The organism is Rhizobium sp. SEMIA 4085 (assembly GCF_013004495.1).
Taxonomy (GTDB): domain Bacteria; phylum Pseudomonadota; class Alphaproteobacteria; order Rhizobiales; family Rhizobiaceae; genus Rhizobium; species Rhizobium gallicum.
The window spans coordinates 1-14102 of record NZ_JABEPH010000024.1 but is presented as its reverse complement, the minus strand read 5'-3'; the positions used below and the strand labels follow the sequence as shown (position 1 = coordinate 14102).

The 14102-nt window shown below is 61.0% G+C and carries 12 protein-coding genes and 1 pseudogene; 3 read left to right on the top strand and 10 right to left on the bottom strand.

Features of this window, described 5'->3' with window-relative positions:
* Positions 1–367: 367 nt before the first annotated feature.
* Complete coding sequence (locus C9413_RS04500; RefSeq protein WP_039845607.1) at positions 368–1117, bottom strand: SDR family oxidoreductase; 750 nt, start codon at positions 1115–1117, stop codon at positions 368–370.
* Positions 1118–1252: 135 nt separating this feature from the next.
* Here C9413_RS04500 and C9413_RS04495 point away from each other — a divergent pair, with 135 nt between their 5' ends.
* On the top strand, positions 1253–1576 hold the full coding sequence (locus C9413_RS04495; RefSeq protein ID WP_039845606.1) for a hypothetical protein: 324 nt from the start codon (positions 1253–1255) through the stop codon (positions 1574–1576).
* Between the two features lie 100 nt (positions 1577–1676).
* Here C9413_RS04495 and C9413_RS04490 read toward each other — a convergent pair whose 3' ends face one another.
* Complete coding sequence (locus C9413_RS04490) at positions 1677–2552, bottom strand: LysR family transcriptional regulator (protein WP_039845605.1); 876 nt, start codon at positions 2550–2552, stop codon at positions 1677–1679.
* A 96-nt stretch (positions 2553–2648) separates the two neighbouring features.
* Between C9413_RS04490 and C9413_RS04485 the strand changes: the two genes are divergently transcribed.
* Together C9413_RS04485 and C9413_RS04480 are read left to right on the top strand one after the other, a co-directional pair.
* The gene (locus tag C9413_RS04485) at positions 2649–3728 is read left to right on the top strand and encodes an alkene reductase (RefSeq protein WP_039845604.1); all 1080 of its coding nucleotides are present in this window, start codon (positions 2649–2651) and stop codon (positions 3726–3728) included.
* 12 nt (positions 3729–3740) lie between these two features.
* Positions 3741–4709 (top strand): SDR family oxidoreductase, encoded by a 969-nt coding sequence (locus tag C9413_RS04480; protein WP_082046545.1) that lies wholly within the window; start codon positions 3741–3743, stop codon positions 4707–4709.
* Between the two features lie 424 nt (positions 4710–5133).
* Here C9413_RS04480 and C9413_RS04475 read toward each other — a convergent pair whose 3' ends face one another.
* From C9413_RS04475 to C9413_RS04440, 8 genes and pseudogenes are all read right to left on the bottom strand, one after another.
* Entirely contained in the window at positions 5134–6576 is a 1443-nt protein-coding gene (locus C9413_RS04475; RefSeq protein ID WP_039845602.1) for a DUF1254 domain-containing protein, read from the bottom strand.
* 129 nt (positions 6577–6705) lie between these two features.
* Positions 6706–7459, bottom strand: a pseudogene (locus C9413_RS04470) (transporter).
* A 188-nt stretch (positions 7460–7647) separates the two neighbouring features.
* A complete protein-coding gene (locus tag C9413_RS04465; RefSeq protein WP_039845601.1) occupies positions 7648–9450 on the bottom strand; it encodes an adenylate cyclase in 1803 nt (600 codons plus the stop codon).
* Between the two features lie 186 nt (positions 9451–9636).
* Positions 9637–10398, bottom strand: a complete 762-nt coding sequence (locus C9413_RS04460; protein ID WP_039845600.1) for a membrane protein — start codon at positions 10396–10398, stop codon at positions 9637–9639.
* A 14-nt stretch (positions 10399–10412) separates the two neighbouring features.
* Positions 10413–11720, bottom strand: a complete 1308-nt coding sequence (locus C9413_RS04455) for an alpha/beta hydrolase (RefSeq protein ID WP_052451559.1) — start codon at positions 11718–11720, stop codon at positions 10413–10415.
* A 264-nt stretch (positions 11721–11984) separates the two neighbouring features.
* Entirely contained in the window at positions 11985–12362 is a 378-nt protein-coding gene (locus C9413_RS04450; protein WP_039845599.1) for a hypothetical protein, read from the bottom strand.
* A gap of 105 nt (positions 12363–12467) precedes the next feature.
* Complete coding sequence (locus tag C9413_RS04445; protein WP_170250221.1) at positions 12468–13484, bottom strand: DUF4105 domain-containing protein; 1017 nt, start codon at positions 13482–13484, stop codon at positions 12468–12470.
* Positions 13485–13536: 52 nt separating this feature from the next.
* A complete protein-coding gene (locus C9413_RS04440; RefSeq protein ID WP_039845597.1) occupies positions 13537–13803 on the bottom strand; it encodes a hypothetical protein in 267 nt (88 codons plus the stop codon).
* Positions 13804–14102 lie beyond the last annotated feature (299 nt).

The following is a 14102-nucleotide window of genomic DNA, read 5'->3' as shown; positions in this document are numbered from 1 at the left end:
GCGAAACGGGGCCGGGATCGCTATTATAGTGTCTACTGGAACCTTCGCTAGGAACGGAGGTTAATTGCGTGAGGTCGCGTGAGGTCGCGGTGTGTCAATCGGACACGACGGAGATGATGAACGCACCGGTTTTTCCGATTTCTCGGTGCGGGCAACGAAACGCCAGGCGAGCATCTAACCCGTCCGCCGTGACCATATCTCTCTGAAAGGCAACCTCGCCATGATCAATCCACCGAGTGCCCAGCCAGATAGTCCGGAACGAAAGGTCGAGCTCGATCAAACTGTCGCCTACGCCGTCACGATTTTCGTGGAGAAGGCCCACCTCGTCGGTTGGACCCGCTGCCCGAGCACGCTGGCGAGATAGCCCTCAGAGGTTGCTCATCCCGCCGTCGATAATCAGCTCGCTGCCTACGATGTAGGAAGCTTCGTCCGAAGCGAGGAAGATGATCGTCTTCGCAACCTCGGCTGCGTCGCCGAAGCGGCCGGCGGGGATCTGGCTCTGGATCTGGCTGGCCATGGCCTTCGAGTCTGCCTCCGACGTTCCCAGCTTGCCGTATAGCGGCGTTGCGATCGGGCCGGGGCTCACGGCGTTGACGCGGATGCCGCGGCCGATCAGCTCTCCCGAGAGCGTCGTGGCGAAGGTGAGAAGCGCACCCTTGGTAAGGGCGTAGACGCTGGAGTTGGGCATTCCGATGTGCGCGTTGATCGAGATGTTCAGCACGATGGCCGCACCCTTGGCGAAGATCGGCAGCAGCGCCTGGATCAGGAAATACGGACCCTTGACGTTCGTCGCGACCGACTTGTCGAAGTCGGCCTCCGTCCAGCCTTCTACCGGACCGAACTGGGCGACGCCGGCATTTACGAAGAGGATGTCCAGATGACCGAACGCCTGCTCGATCTGCCGCGCGACGTCCTTCTGTCCTTCGACACTTCCGGCGTCGGACTGGATGACCAGCGCCTTGTCGCCGAATTCCTTCCGGGTGTTCTCAACGCTGGCCGCGCTGCTGCCCGTGATGGCGACGCGAGCCCCTTCCGCGATGAACTGGCGGGCGGTCTCAAGGCCGATGCCGCTGGTGCCGCCGGTGATGAGGGCGGTCTTGTTTGCAAGTCTGGACATGACGAATTCCTTTCGTTGATCGGTTGCTCGCCCCATGCCGGGGTGATGACAATGATTTAAACCGAAATGCCCGTCCGGATTAGTCGGCAGATCGCCAATCTGCGGTTCGGAAGAGCCGAACGATCCGAGGAGCGCATGTCGTATAGGCCTGTACGCAAGGATGCAGCGACAGGCTGCGCGCCGTTCTCCAAAGGTTGCAATGTTTGTGTTCTCGATAGAGACAATGGCGAAGACTTTCTCGCGACCAGTATCGAGCTCGGCGTCGGCGTCGTGTCCGCTGACATCTGCGGTGGGCGGAAAATCTTCGACAGTTGGGAGATCATTGACATCGTTTCGGTCGATACGATGGACAGGTCCTCAGGTGGGACGAGCGCGGCCCATCCCAGCGACGGCGCCTTCTCTAACCGGCATGTCGAGGCCAAGCGCTTTTCGAGCTTTTCCCTGGGCGGGATGAGATGACATCGTCGTCGGCAGTCAGGCCCATTCCGGTCTTAGACCATCAAGCCCGCACCTTTCCGAAAGCTGCCGGTCCCGCGTGCTTCCATAAGAAACTCCAGGTTCAAGCTTCCATCAGCCTAGAGGATAGGAACTCGATGAAGCGCTGGGTCTTGGCTGGAATAAGGCGAGTTTCGGTGACGGCGTAGATGCTGACCGCCGAGCCCTGCCACTCGGGCAGTATGCGTCGGAGCCGGCCGAAGGCCAAGTCCTCAGCAACGATCTTCTCGGGAAGCAGGGCGATGCCCTGGTGGTTGACCGCCAGGGCTCGGATCATCCCGACGCTGTTGAGCGTGAAGCGGCCGCTAACGGCGACATCGACCTTGTTCATCTCCCGGTGCAAAGTCCAGGTAGGGCTCCGCAGCATGCCGATGCATTCATGCTTCGCCAGTTCCGCCGGTGTGGCGGGCTCGCCTGACGCTTCGATATAGCCAGGAGACGCATAGAGGTGCAGCGAATGCCGCCCGATCAGGCGAGTTATCAGAGTGGAATCTGCCATTTTGCCTATGCGGATCGCCACATCGAACGGCTCGGTGACCAGATCGACACGGCGCGGGGTCAGGTCGAATTCGAACGAGATGCCGGGATAATGCCGCGCGAAATCGCCGATGATCGGCGTGAGGTAAAAAGTAGCGAGGTCGACCGGAAGCGAAACCCGGAGGACGCCGCTTGGCTGCTCAAGCATCGCGCCGAGCTGTTCGTGTGCGAGCCGTGCCTCGTCGACGATCCGCTTGCTCCGCTCAAAATAGAGCTGACCGGCCTCGGTGAGCTCGATCTTGCGCGTCGTGCGGTGTAGGAGCCTCAGCCCGATAGCCTTCTCCAATTCGCTGACACGTCGCGACAGAGTGGAGTTTGGCATGCCGAGAGCCTCCGCAGCCTTCCGAAAGCTCCTGGCTCTAGCGACCTCCACGAATAGTGCCATATCGTTCAAATGACTCATGTGATTGCGCCATAGATGGAAAACTGATTTCAGTTTTGCCCGATTATCCTTAGATTGGAATAGTGGATAAGGGCTCCAGCCAATGGAGAGCCCACAATGAACCCCATCTTCACCTCTGTCCGCGTCGGCCGCTACGCTCTGCCGAACCGCCTCGTGATGGCCCCGATGACTCGCAGCCGCGCCGGCTTCGACGGTACGCCGGGCGAGCTGGCCATGGAATATTATGCTCAGCGCGCCGAGCTCGGCCTGATCGTCACTGAAGGCACCCAGCCCTCGGATGACGGCCAGGGCTATCTCACCACACCCGGCATCTATACGCCCGCCCATGTCGCCGGCTGGCGCAAGATCACGTCCGCCGTGCACGATAAAGGCGGCCACATCTTCATCCAGCTCATGCACGCTGGGCGTATGTCGCATCCCGACAACACGCCGCATCATCGCCAAGGCGTCGCACCGTCCGCGATCGCGCCGGGGACGGCCATGTTCACGGCGACCGGGATGCAGGACATTCCCGCGCCGCGCGCGCTGACGACCGAAGAAGTGCGCCGAACCGTCGCCGATTTCCGTCACGCGGCCCGCTCAGCGATCGAGGCCGGCGCCGACGGCATCGAGATTCACGGCGCAAACGCCTACCTCGTCCAGCAGTTCTTCGCGCCGAGTGCCAACACGCGCACGGACGAATATGGCGGCTCCATCGAGAACCGTGCCCGCTTCGCCATCGAGGTCGCCACGGCGATCGCCGAGGAGATCGGTGCGGACAGAACTGCAATCCGACTGTCCCCCGGCACGACGATGTGGGGAATTGACGAAGGCGCTGAAGGGGCGGATCTTTATCGCCATCTCGTCGCCGAACTCGACAACCTCGGGCTCGCCTATATGCACATCATGCACCAAGGCGACGAGCCGCTACTCGCCAACATCCGCAAGCTCTGGCACCAACCGCTGATCCTCAACCGGCCGGGTCGCCCGCACGATCAGATCGGCGTCGACGTGACTTCGGGACTGGCCGATCTCGAAGCCTATGGCCAGATGGTCTTGGCCAATCCGGACTTCGTCGTGCGGCTGAAGGCTAATGCAGCGATGAACGAGGCAGACCACAACACCTTCTTCGGCGGCACCGCACAGGGCTACATCGATTACCCCGTCCTGAGCGCCCGGACCGATATTAGTTCATGACAGGAGACTAGATTGCCTCTATCAGCAAATCCCTTGACTGCCTCGGATAAGAAGGCACTCGCCGAGATCGAAGGCTCAAGCGCGACGGCGAAAAAGAAGGTCCTGGTCGTCGGCGCAACAGGGTTCCTCGGAGCGAAGATTCTTCGCAACTTGACGCTTGATGCGAGCGTTGCCGTCGTCGCGATGTCGCGAAAGGGCGCGCCCTCAAATGAAAGCGCCGACGTCGAATGGGTGCGCGGCGACATGATGGATCCAGCTTCATTGGATCGTGCTTTGCGGGGCGTGGACGTCGTCGTCAGTTCAGCTAACAGTTACATGAAGGGAAGCCTCGACACGGATTTCCAGGGCAACAAGAACCTTATAGAGGCGGCGGCAAGAGCCAAAGTTGGCCGATTTGTCTTTCTCAGCATCGTTAGCTGCGAGGCTGCGTCTGCAGTGCCGCATTTCCACGCCAAGAAAGTGGCCGAGGATCTGATCAAGGCCTCCGGGGTGCCGTATGTATTTGTCCGCGCGCCTACATTTCTCGATCAGAGTACGGACTTTATTGCGAAGGGTGTGAAAGCTGGCCGGTTCCTGGCGATGGGCGATAAGACCACGAGGTGGTCCTATGTTCTAACAGATGATCTGGCCTCATATCTTGCCAAAGCCGCGACGTTTCCTGGCAGTGAAATCAACAACCAAACCATCGATGTCGGCTGGCGCGATGGCCCCAAGAGTCAGCAAGAGATCGCCGATATCGTCTCCGAAATTACGAAGAGACGTCTTAGGGTTCGGGTCGTGCCATGGTTGGTTTTCCGCTTGCTCGCTCGGCCCGTGAAGCTGTTTTCCGAGCTTGGGTACGATCTGATCGAGATGTTCCTGTTCTTCAAGAAGGGCGTCTACGTTTCGAATATTTCGAAACAAGAACATTTCTTCGGACCCGCGCCTACACCCCAAGATGCGATCACGCGGTGGGCAAGAAGTCATCAGCTAATTTCGTGAAGCATAGTGTGCCGGCATTTCAAGAGCGAGATGGGCACCTGTCTTTCAGCTAAATCAGAAAACCACCGAAGAAGGACATATGTGAGCGATCCGACAGCGTTTAAAAGGCCAGGTGATTCCGTGCCGACGACTCTAGGTCCTCAAGCCCAAGCCTATTTGGCGCAGAGGGCCGCTCTGTTGGCTGTGTCCGGCCAGACGAGAGTGGGGCCGCAAGCGCTCTCGGAATTTCTGGATCCCCTGGTCGACATGATGCGGCCGCTCGCAGCCGAGTTTCGAGGATCCACGGCCACGATTGCCTTGCCGAGCGGCGGAGAGAGCAAAAGCAGCTTTGTGTTTGTCAGGCCCGTCTGCGGCATCCTTTGCACATGATAGAAAGGGGCAGGATTGTGCGGGAAATCAAGTTATCGTCGGCGTTCAGCGTCTTCTACGAGACCCGTTTCACGCCGGGCGGCTGCCATGTCCCTTTCCCCGCCGGCAGGATCGAAGGCGCTTCCGTCTTCGGCCAGTACAGGCGCATCACGAGATAGATTGTGCCATCCGGGGCCGGAAGCCAGTTGGCTTCCTTGTCCGCACCAGGGCTGTCTTTCTGGATGTACAGCGTCAGCGAACCGTCAGCGTCCTTTTTCATCCCCGGCAACATCGGAGAGTTGATGAGGTAGCGATTGATCGGATTCTTGACCAGGAACTGGCTCTTGCCGTCGTACATCGTCACGGACCAAAACGAATGCACAGGCGGCAACTGGCCAGGCGGAAAGGTGATGGTGTACTTGTGCTTGCTGCCGTCGAGCGGTTCACCGGTCGCATCCGTTCGGGTGAAGGGGTACATGGCCTCTGCGGCATCGTTGCCATAGAGACCGGCCTTGGCGGCCCCAGCCCGCATCAACCAATCGCCGTTGAAGAAGGCCTCATCGCCAAGCAGCGAACTGACGTTCCAGCCGTTGATGGGTTCGTTTCCGCTGGCCAGCCATTTGTTGATTTTATCGTCACCTTGCTTCATGCCGGCCAGCATTTCTGCCTTATGTTCGAGCGACAGATCCTTGAACTCGAAGGTCTTACCGGAACCGATGCCAATCCTTGCAAGCTTGGCTCGGATTGCTTCGTCCCTTGACGTCTCAGGGACGTATTGCAGGGCCACGTCGAGATATAGGAAGAAGTTTTTCTTGATCCCGGCAGTGGTGGCAGGAACGAACTCGATCGTCGGTGCGGCGGGCGGGGCGGGCTGTTTGAGGAAGGCTGAAAGCGGTTGCGCCTTGTAGCCCGCCTGCACCTTTTCCACGTTCGGCATGTCTTCGGCGTTGATAAGTTGGGTCCGGAAGTTGGCGAACACGAACGGGGTGGTCGAGGAGAAGACCTGCTTGATGCCGTTGGGCTTCTCGCCTTTCCAGTCGGGTCCGACAACGAGATAGGAGCCCGGCTCGGTCCCTGTGGCGCGCGAGCCGATATAGCCGAAATTGTAGGTGTTTCCGTCGATGAACTGGACCGAATAATAGCGGTCCTTCTCGACCGCTGGCACCGAGATGACCATCGGTTCGGCGCGCAAATCCAGCCAGAGGATCGAGTAAGGCGTGTCGCTGTTCGGTGTGATGATTGCGGTGTCCGCCGGGGTGGCGACTTGATGCATGTTGTTGATTTCGTTGAACGGTGCCTTGAACTGTCCGGAATTCCTGTCCACGGCGAACTCCTGCATGACTGCGTAGTTCATCACGAGCGGCAAGCCGTAGATGAAGCCCTCTTCGGCAATGTCTTTGGCCTCCAGCAGGCTGGGCGATTCGGCCTTATTCTGCGCAAATACCTGGGTGGATTTCGCCGTCGTGGCGGCGAATGCGGCCATCGCAGCAGAGCGGAGCAGATCGCGTTTCGTAAGCATGTGAACGTCCTTTTGGTTCGCAGCGTGCGGTCGGGCATGCAGAGGTAGCAGGAGAAGGTTATCCGACTGCGGACATGCGCCGAACGAGCTCCAGTTATGAGTACGATGTCTCTTCGGGGCTCTTTGCGCCTACTTCGGAAATAGGAACGTCAGCCCGACCCCCGCCCAGCCCTTCGGAGCCGTTGTCCGGAGCCGCCGCCCAGTATCGGAGCCCGGCCGTCAGGCTGATCGGCTGCTCGTTCACCTTGACCAGCCTGGAGACGGTCGGATTGATCGGCACCGACCATTCATTCGCCTTCCAGTCGTATGTGGGTTCCGTGTTCAGCGCGAACGTCCATGCATTCGGTGTCGTGTAAGAAAGAAAGGGCTGCAGGAACGTGTTGCTGATGTCGTTGCGGTCCTCATTGCCAGCGAACGACCAGATGTGGTTGGCCAGCACGCCATAGGTCCAGGGGCCGCCCTGCTTCAGCGCAACAATCGTCGCTCCTGCGCCCAATTTCTCGCCGCCGAGCAGGTCGTCAGTCGCGGTCGGGATCAGGAAGACAGGTCCCGCGCCCCAGATGAGGCCGCCATCGGTTGGCTTGGCAGGCGACAGGAAGAAGCTCTGGACGACGTCGCCGAGACCGAACTGCGATCCGGATGGCCCGGCGATGTCGTCCTGGAAGGTCACGGGCAGGATCGTGCGGGAGATCAGGTTCCAGTCGGCGTTCAGCGAGATGGGGATCACGGGCTGGATGTTCAGCGACGTCTTGTCGCCATCGAGCGGGCCGTAGCCGTGGTCATAGTTCAACTGGAAGGGGACGCTGATGAGCGAGGCGATCGGATTCGAAGGTTTCTTGGCGAGATCGGCGCTGGAATTCTGTCCGTAGGCGGTCGACCCCATGCCGAGCGTCGCTGAGACTGCAAGCGTCAGGGATGTCCTTCGCAGCAAGATGCGGGTCGATGCGGTCGTGGCCATTGCACTATTCTCCGTCTGATGCCGAGGCTGGCGGTGAGCCAGACTGAGGTCATGCGCCGGAAGAATGACGGAACACGCCGGAAAAGAAACGTATGCTACCGTAGCATACGGCCCTAACGGCCGTATGCGGCGTCGGAAACCCTGAACTCAGCTTCGACATCCGTCGCGCTGGGCACTGGCAGTCCAGCCCGTCGAAGCGCTGCGATCATGCGCGTGCTGTCCTTCGGTGGCAGGTTTCTCTTCCGGTTCTCGGCCACGATGTTGGGCAGATAGTCGGGGCGCATTTTCATGAACACCTCGCCCTCGCGCCTCGCTTCTGCTAACAGCCCGGCCTCGGAGTAGATGACCGCCGCAACGCCATGGAAGAGCGGAAATTTCTGCAGGTCGGCTTTGCGGATCAGCCGCACCGCCATCTCATGCTCGTCGAGCATGCAGGCGATCAGGGCGCGCGTCCCGAAGTAATATCCGGCTCCGCCTGGATTGAGCTTGATCGCACGATCCAGCAGTTCCGCGCCACGCTTCCATTGCCCCGAGAACGCGACGCGCGTTCCGAGCTCCCCGAGGAACTCCGTGTCGTTCGGGTTGGCGGCGAGCGCCTCCTCGCCGACATCGAACGCCTCTTTCGTCTCGTTGTTGAAGAACAGTGCCGTCATGAGCGCCTGCAGGGCGCGCGTGTTGTCGGGTTCGAGCGAGACCGCCCGCCGCGCCGAACCGAGCGCGCGCTCCATCGCGGGACCCTTGTCACTCTGCGGATTGAACTCGAACCGGCCCTCGTCGAGATGGATGATCGAGAGCATTGACCAAGCCGTCGCGTAGGCGGGGAAACGCGCCACGGCGTTCTGCAGGCAGTCGCGCGCGATCAGATGCGCTTCCGAGTTCAGCTCCTCGCGGTAGGCGTAGTAGCGCAGCGTGCAGTCATGGACGCCAACATCGTCCGGCGGCGGGTTGGCCGCCATCGATTTTGCGATGATGCCGTAAGGCTGGGCGATCGCCGTTGCCACCTTGCTCGCGACATCCGTCTGAATGAAGAAGAGCTCGTGCGTGTCCAGATTCTCGTCGTAGTCTTGCGACCACAGGATGGATCCGTTGGAGGTGTCGACGAGGCGCACGGTCACACGGACCTTGTCGCCCGCGACGCGGACCCCGCCTGCGAGAAGGTAACGGGCGCCAAGTCCCTCGCGCACCTGCGATGCCTCGACACCGGGAGGCAGTGCCTTCGATGTCTCGCGGCCGAAGACGGTGATCTCCTTGAAGCGGGGAAGGGCGGTTAGAAGCTCCTCGGTCAGCCCGGCGGTATAGCGAGCAGCCTGCGGGCCATCGCCCAGGTCCGCGAAGGGTGCGATGACGAGGGTCGGCTCGCCCGGAACCTGCCCGGCGGAACGACCGGTGGCCGGCCCCGTCAGAACGCCCGCGTAATAGCCAAGCCCCGCGCAGACGAATGCCACGAGCACGGCCAGCACGGGCCAGGCGAGACGCCGCCACGCGAAAGCAGGGGCCTCGGTGACGTCTTCGTTCAGCGCATCCCCGGCCGCTTCTATCGGCGCGTCATTCCGCGTAAAGGTCGGCACGTAGCCGCCCTTGGGGATGTCGATGCGGATCGGATCGCGCTGGCCCGCAATGAGATAGTAGCGTTCGATGACCCGGCGCAGACGTCCGGCCTCGATCCGAACGACGGGATCTTCCTGAGAGAAGCTCGCGCTTCGGTGGAACACTTCGATGGCGATCGAATACGCCTTGAGACGCTGTGCCCGGCCTGCAAGCGTCTCCTCGGTAACATATTTCAGGAAGGCAGCGCCACGTCCGGCGCTGGGAAACTCGCGGCTGGACAGAATCCGTTTAAGCTGCGCCCTGACCTCCTCATGGGTCGGACAGGGGCGCTCGGCCCGATTGTCAGGCGTAGGCACCGAGGGCTGCATTGCATCCTCCTCACCGGTCACAGCATATGCGCGACAGTTACAGCTTGTATTGGAATCCCCTGATGCAACCTAGCTCCCGAAGAGCGTTTCGTCTACCTGAAAGAGGTTTCGCTGCCGGCAAATGTGGCACTGTCGGGAAGGATTCTCGGGGTGAACCATACGGAGGCGCTCGGTCCGCCCGCGCAGTTACCGAGAGTCAATGTGTTCAAGCGCAGCCCGCAGCGGCCCGTCCGAGACATAGATGACGCCAAGATACGGATGCGCCATGTCGACGACGAGGAAGATCGCTGCTGCGACTGACAGCGAACAGACCAGCATGACCCCGATCACGGTCGAATTGGCCGGGGCCTGGAGGCCAAAGGTCAGGAACAGCCACGCCAGCCAAAAGACGAGGATAACGAGAAACGCAGTCGGCAGCCCTTCCGAACTGCTTTCGACGAACATCCAGTGGGCTTCGGCCAGAAGGCCGCTGATCTCGAGCGCTCGAGCCTGAAGCAAGCGCTGTGGTTCGGTCGCCGGAACCAGGTTGCGAAGTTCGCCCTGCACAGGCTCGATGCCTTGGTTTTCATCGTATGGTTCGATGCCCGCCCGCTCGGCCGCGGTTCCCCATCCCTGAACAAGTTTGTTCTCGACGAGAAGCCGCAGCCGGCTACGCGCATCCGCCGTCTCCGGGCCGTAGTGCGCCAGCACCCGGTCAAGCAGCAGCAAACGGGCAACGGAAGTCCGCAGTTCGGCTTCGGCGTTGTTGTAGACGTTGTTCGCCGAGGCGATCAGCAGCCCGAGGGCAAGGGCAGACAAGGTGCCGACAACCGCCGTCGACAGGCGGATCACGTCCTTGGATTCGGAATCGAGGTGATGGGCTGGCAGCCGGTTACGGATGAGGATGCCGATCAGCGAGGCCCCGAACAGGCAGATGAAAACGAGTGCGCCCAGGGCGATCGAGCTCAAGCGGACGTCTCCTGTTATCTCGGCTTCCGGCACGCCGGGTCGGTCGGAATCGCCGCGCAGTTCTTGACCGCAATCTTCTGCCTTCCGCCGTCTTGTCCGGTCAGGCCGCCGACATGATTGGCGTAGTTGCCGCGCGTATCGGCGTCAAGCACCGCGACGGGGGCGGTCAGTACGAGACCCGCGGCACTTCCGGCCGCCGCCGCCACATTCGTCGTCCCCGCAAGGATCGTGTCGCCAAGACCGACCCGGCTGTCCGTCAGCGTCTGCCCTTCGGATAGCCGCGCGCCGATGAGCTGGACGACTTGCGGCGACTCGGCGAACTTGCTGTGATTGAGATCGTCGCTGACCTTGATCTTCGTCAGGTCGATCACCGAGATCTTGTAGTCGGCGAGTTCAGCCTTGTACGGTGCGGTTTCCGGATCGATCGAACCGAGCCGTGGGATGTTGCCCCAGACCCGGCGCGAGAAGGCAAGCGCCTTGTCGTCGCGCGATACGAAGAGCGTGAACTGCGGATGCGGGTTGCCCATGTCCTCGATTTGCGATCGGAAGACATCGACGTCCACATCAGGGGCGGCCAGCATCACGTTCTTGAACTTCCCCGGAAGACCGCCGTTGCGGATCGCCATCTGCCGGAGCGCCTCCAGCGCCAGCCAGTTGCCCATTGAGTGGGCCAGCACGTTGACTTCCTTCACCTCTCCGTCTTTGGCGAGATACTGGAACAGCGTCTCAAGTGCGTTGCGCGTGTAGTTGGTGCTCTCGCGGTCATAACCGTAGGCCAGCAGGCTGCCGCGCGATGGCCAGGTTACAAGGATCGGCGTGCTGCGGACATTGGAATCGTGGACGATCTGAGCGAAGCGGTAGACGCTGTCTTCAAAGCGATTGTTGAAGCCGTGGATGAAGACGAGGACGCTGTGGTCGGGGTTCTTTCTAACCGAGGCGTTCAGCCAGCCTTTCGCGCCGTCGAGACTGAGCTCGTCGGCCTTCAGTGTGGCGAAATCGGTTTCCGGATTTGAAGGCAGCTTCTTTGGCCAGGCGACGTCACCCTCCTTGCGGATCTTGGGCAGTGAAACTCTCATCTCCGCGAAGGACGGCGTCCGGGCGCGCTCGCCCGTAAACATCTGGCCGGGAACGGTGGATCGGGCGCGTGTGGTCGCGACCAGCATATCGACGCGGCTGGTATCCGGCACGGTATCCGCAACGGGCGACAGCACGTCTTTCGGGTGTCCGCCACAGCCTGTGAGCACGACCAGCGCGAGGCATGGAAGAAGTCGCCGGATACGACCAGCAGTCAACGAACCAAACAAGCCCAAGTCATCCCCCATCAGCATTCCGACATCGATACGCAGTCACGTGCCCGAAGGCGGACAGTAGCTTGTTGACGCAACAGACACTTGTGCTGTTCGCGTGGCATGTTCCGTCGCCACATCAGGAGGCGAGGATCTTCTCAATCAGTTAACTTCCGTGAACTTCAAAGACGCTCTGACGTCCTTGCCGTCAGACGAGCGACTGGGTGATGGCGCCTGCATCACCCCTTGTCTGTTCAAATTGATCGCCGTCCTCAATCCACATGCCGACGTCATAGCATGTTATCGCGGACAGACATCCCAGAAACCCGTCTTCTTGGTGTTATCGGTATAATACCAGCACATGCCGGACTGCGGCGGCGTTCCGGCGACCGAGGCCGCCGCTGCGCCTGCGATGAAGCCGAGGGCAGCCCCCGCGGCAATCGCACCGCCCGCGGGCCAATAACGGCGAGGGTTCACCACGACGACGCCCCGCATGACGGGCGGGCGAGGGACTACGACTGCACCGCGACCACCGACGGCCGCACATCCTCTAGCTCCGCATCCAGCCACCGCACGGCGGGCTTCGGCCGTGGTCGGAGCGAACATTGGTACGGCCACCATCATCAGGAGGGCCGCAGCCGTGGCGACGTTCTGAAAGTGCTTGATGATGAGCTTCATGAGTTCGGTCCTGGTTGAGGGCGTAGGCGAAACTTCGCCCAGCGAATTCCTGACAGGGCGCACGATGCCTCAATCATCGCGTTTCCCTTCGTATGTTACTGTACGTTACGGCGTAGCGACGGCGACCGGGAAGGGCACGCCGAGACGGATTGCCTTCGAGAAATCGGGCGACAATCCATCCGCCCGCGCCCGCCCGTGGATTTTGGCAATCTCTCGCAGCCGGGCGAGCGGCATCGACGTGTCAATGGCTCCCCGGTCATACGCGTAGTCGGGAAGATAACCGTTGACGATCAACCGCCAGTCGAACGGCACCTTGTCTCCGGCGACACGCATCAGCTTGGCGACGGTCGTCGTGCAGTTGGTGGTGATCGAGTTGTAGTACTGTGGAGTCCGGGCGAGGGCGTTGGCCTCCGCGACGTACTCGAGCAGTAGCTTTCGTGCCTGCTCCGGACTGGCTCTCAGCCGATAGATTTGGACGTCCTCGCCACGCACGTTGGAGCGGACGCCGACAACGTCACGTTCGTCCGCGCCAACAACCACGAGCGGGTCGTTCTTGAAGAGATCGGCAAGGGGAGCAAACGCGCCACCGACCTTATGGCGTACCTCGATCGACCAGGCGAGTTGTTCGCCGCCTTCGAAGCCGAAGCTGAAGATGACATGTGCGATCTGGGGCCCCGCCCAGTATGACATGAACAGGTCGACTGTCTTCACCTTGTTCACATCGTAGGTTCGTGTCGTCCAGTGCTCCGTGAAGTCGGAATTGCTTCGCCACTCGAAATCCCGGACATCAGTCAAGGTCAGCAAATTTCCGTCGATACGACCCGTGACCTGGCGGGCGACGTCCGGCGCCCATGCAGCGTTCGCTTCCGGCTTGATCGAGCTCCACCAGAAGAGAACCAAGGCAAAGACGACAGCGAACGAAAGGATGGCTCTCATGCGCAGCCGGCTGGCAAGCGCCGCGACAGTGCAGAGACCGAAGACGAGGAAGACGCCAGCGCCAATTGCTCGTCCGGAATCAGGCAGGGACAGGCGATACCATAGGGCGAGGGAACCCCAGGCTGACAAAGCCGCCATGACCAGGGCGACCGCGAAGATCAAGATGATCGCCATCAGTCGAGGCATGTTGTTCCTTTTCCGTAACGGCCGACGTGCCGATGATGCGGAGATCGCGCGTTCATCTGGCGCCCGGGAATGGCACGACCTTGGCAAGATCCAGCATGGTATGGATTTCCTTGCCGAGCCAATCCATGAGTTCGAGCGCCTCGGCATAACGTTCATCTCGCTCAGGAGCCGTAGACGACTCCCAGTCCCGCATGTGCTGGTCCGCGATGGAAAAGTCGTTGCACAGCTCCCGGAAGCTTTCATTGCGGGAGGCAAGCGCTTCGATCTCCAGCGTCTGCTCGGGAAACCTGCGCTTGGCAAACTCCGTGTCGTATTCCATTGCATCGGCTCCCGGCCAGGCGACGCGGGCTCCCGCACATCCGCGTAGTCGTCATGAGGATGACACAGAACCCGGCCGGCACCATGTAGGTTACAGTAACACACGGCGAGTTTCTTGCGGTCGGCAGCGCCTGTGTGGTCCATTCGGTCATCGGCCTGTTGGCGGGCCAGCCATGCGAGGACCTTACCGTGAAACCCATCCTGATCTCCGTCACAGCGCTGCTGATGTCGTCCGGACTGGCGAGCGCCGCCGATCCGATCTTCGGCAACTTGAAGACGCCGCCCTGCGCCACCGCCCCG

What these genes read in the sequence shown, in the direction of transcription:
- C9413_RS04450 (WP_039845599.1), bottom strand. Translation starts at nt 12,362, where the DNA reads ATGAAGCTCATCATCAAGCACTTTCAGAACGTCGCCACGGCTGCGGCC.
- C9413_RS04440 (WP_039845597.1), bottom strand. Translation starts at nt 13,803, where the DNA reads ATGGAATACGACACGGAGTTTGCCAAGCGCAGGTTTCCCGAGCAGACG.
- C9413_RS04455 (WP_052451559.1), bottom strand. Translation starts at nt 11,720, where the DNA reads ATGGGGGATGACTTGGGCTTGTTTGGTTCGTTGACTGCTGGTCGTATC.
- C9413_RS04495 (WP_039845606.1), top strand. Translation starts at nt 1,253, where the DNA reads ATGTCGTATAGGCCTGTACGCAAGGATGCAGCGACAGGCTGCGCGCCG.
- C9413_RS04485 (WP_039845604.1), top strand. Translation starts at nt 2,649, where the DNA reads ATGAACCCCATCTTCACCTCTGTCCGCGTCGGCCGCTACGCTCTGCCG.
- C9413_RS04490 (WP_039845605.1), bottom strand. Translation starts at nt 2,552, where the DNA reads ATGAGTCATTTGAACGATATGGCACTATTCGTGGAGGTCGCTAGAGCC.
- C9413_RS04500 (WP_039845607.1), bottom strand. Translation starts at nt 1,117, where the DNA reads ATGTCCAGACTTGCAAACAAGACCGCCCTCATCACCGGCGGCACCAGC.
- C9413_RS04445 (WP_170250221.1), bottom strand. Translation starts at nt 13,484, where the DNA reads ATGCCTCGACTGATGGCGATCATCTTGATCTTCGCGGTCGCCCTGGTC.
- C9413_RS04465 (WP_039845601.1), bottom strand. Translation starts at nt 9,450, where the DNA reads ATGCAGCCCTCGGTGCCTACGCCTGACAATCGGGCCGAGCGCCCCTGT.
- C9413_RS04475 (WP_039845602.1), bottom strand. Translation starts at nt 6,576, where the DNA reads ATGCTTACGAAACGCGATCTGCTCCGCTCTGCTGCGATGGCCGCATTC.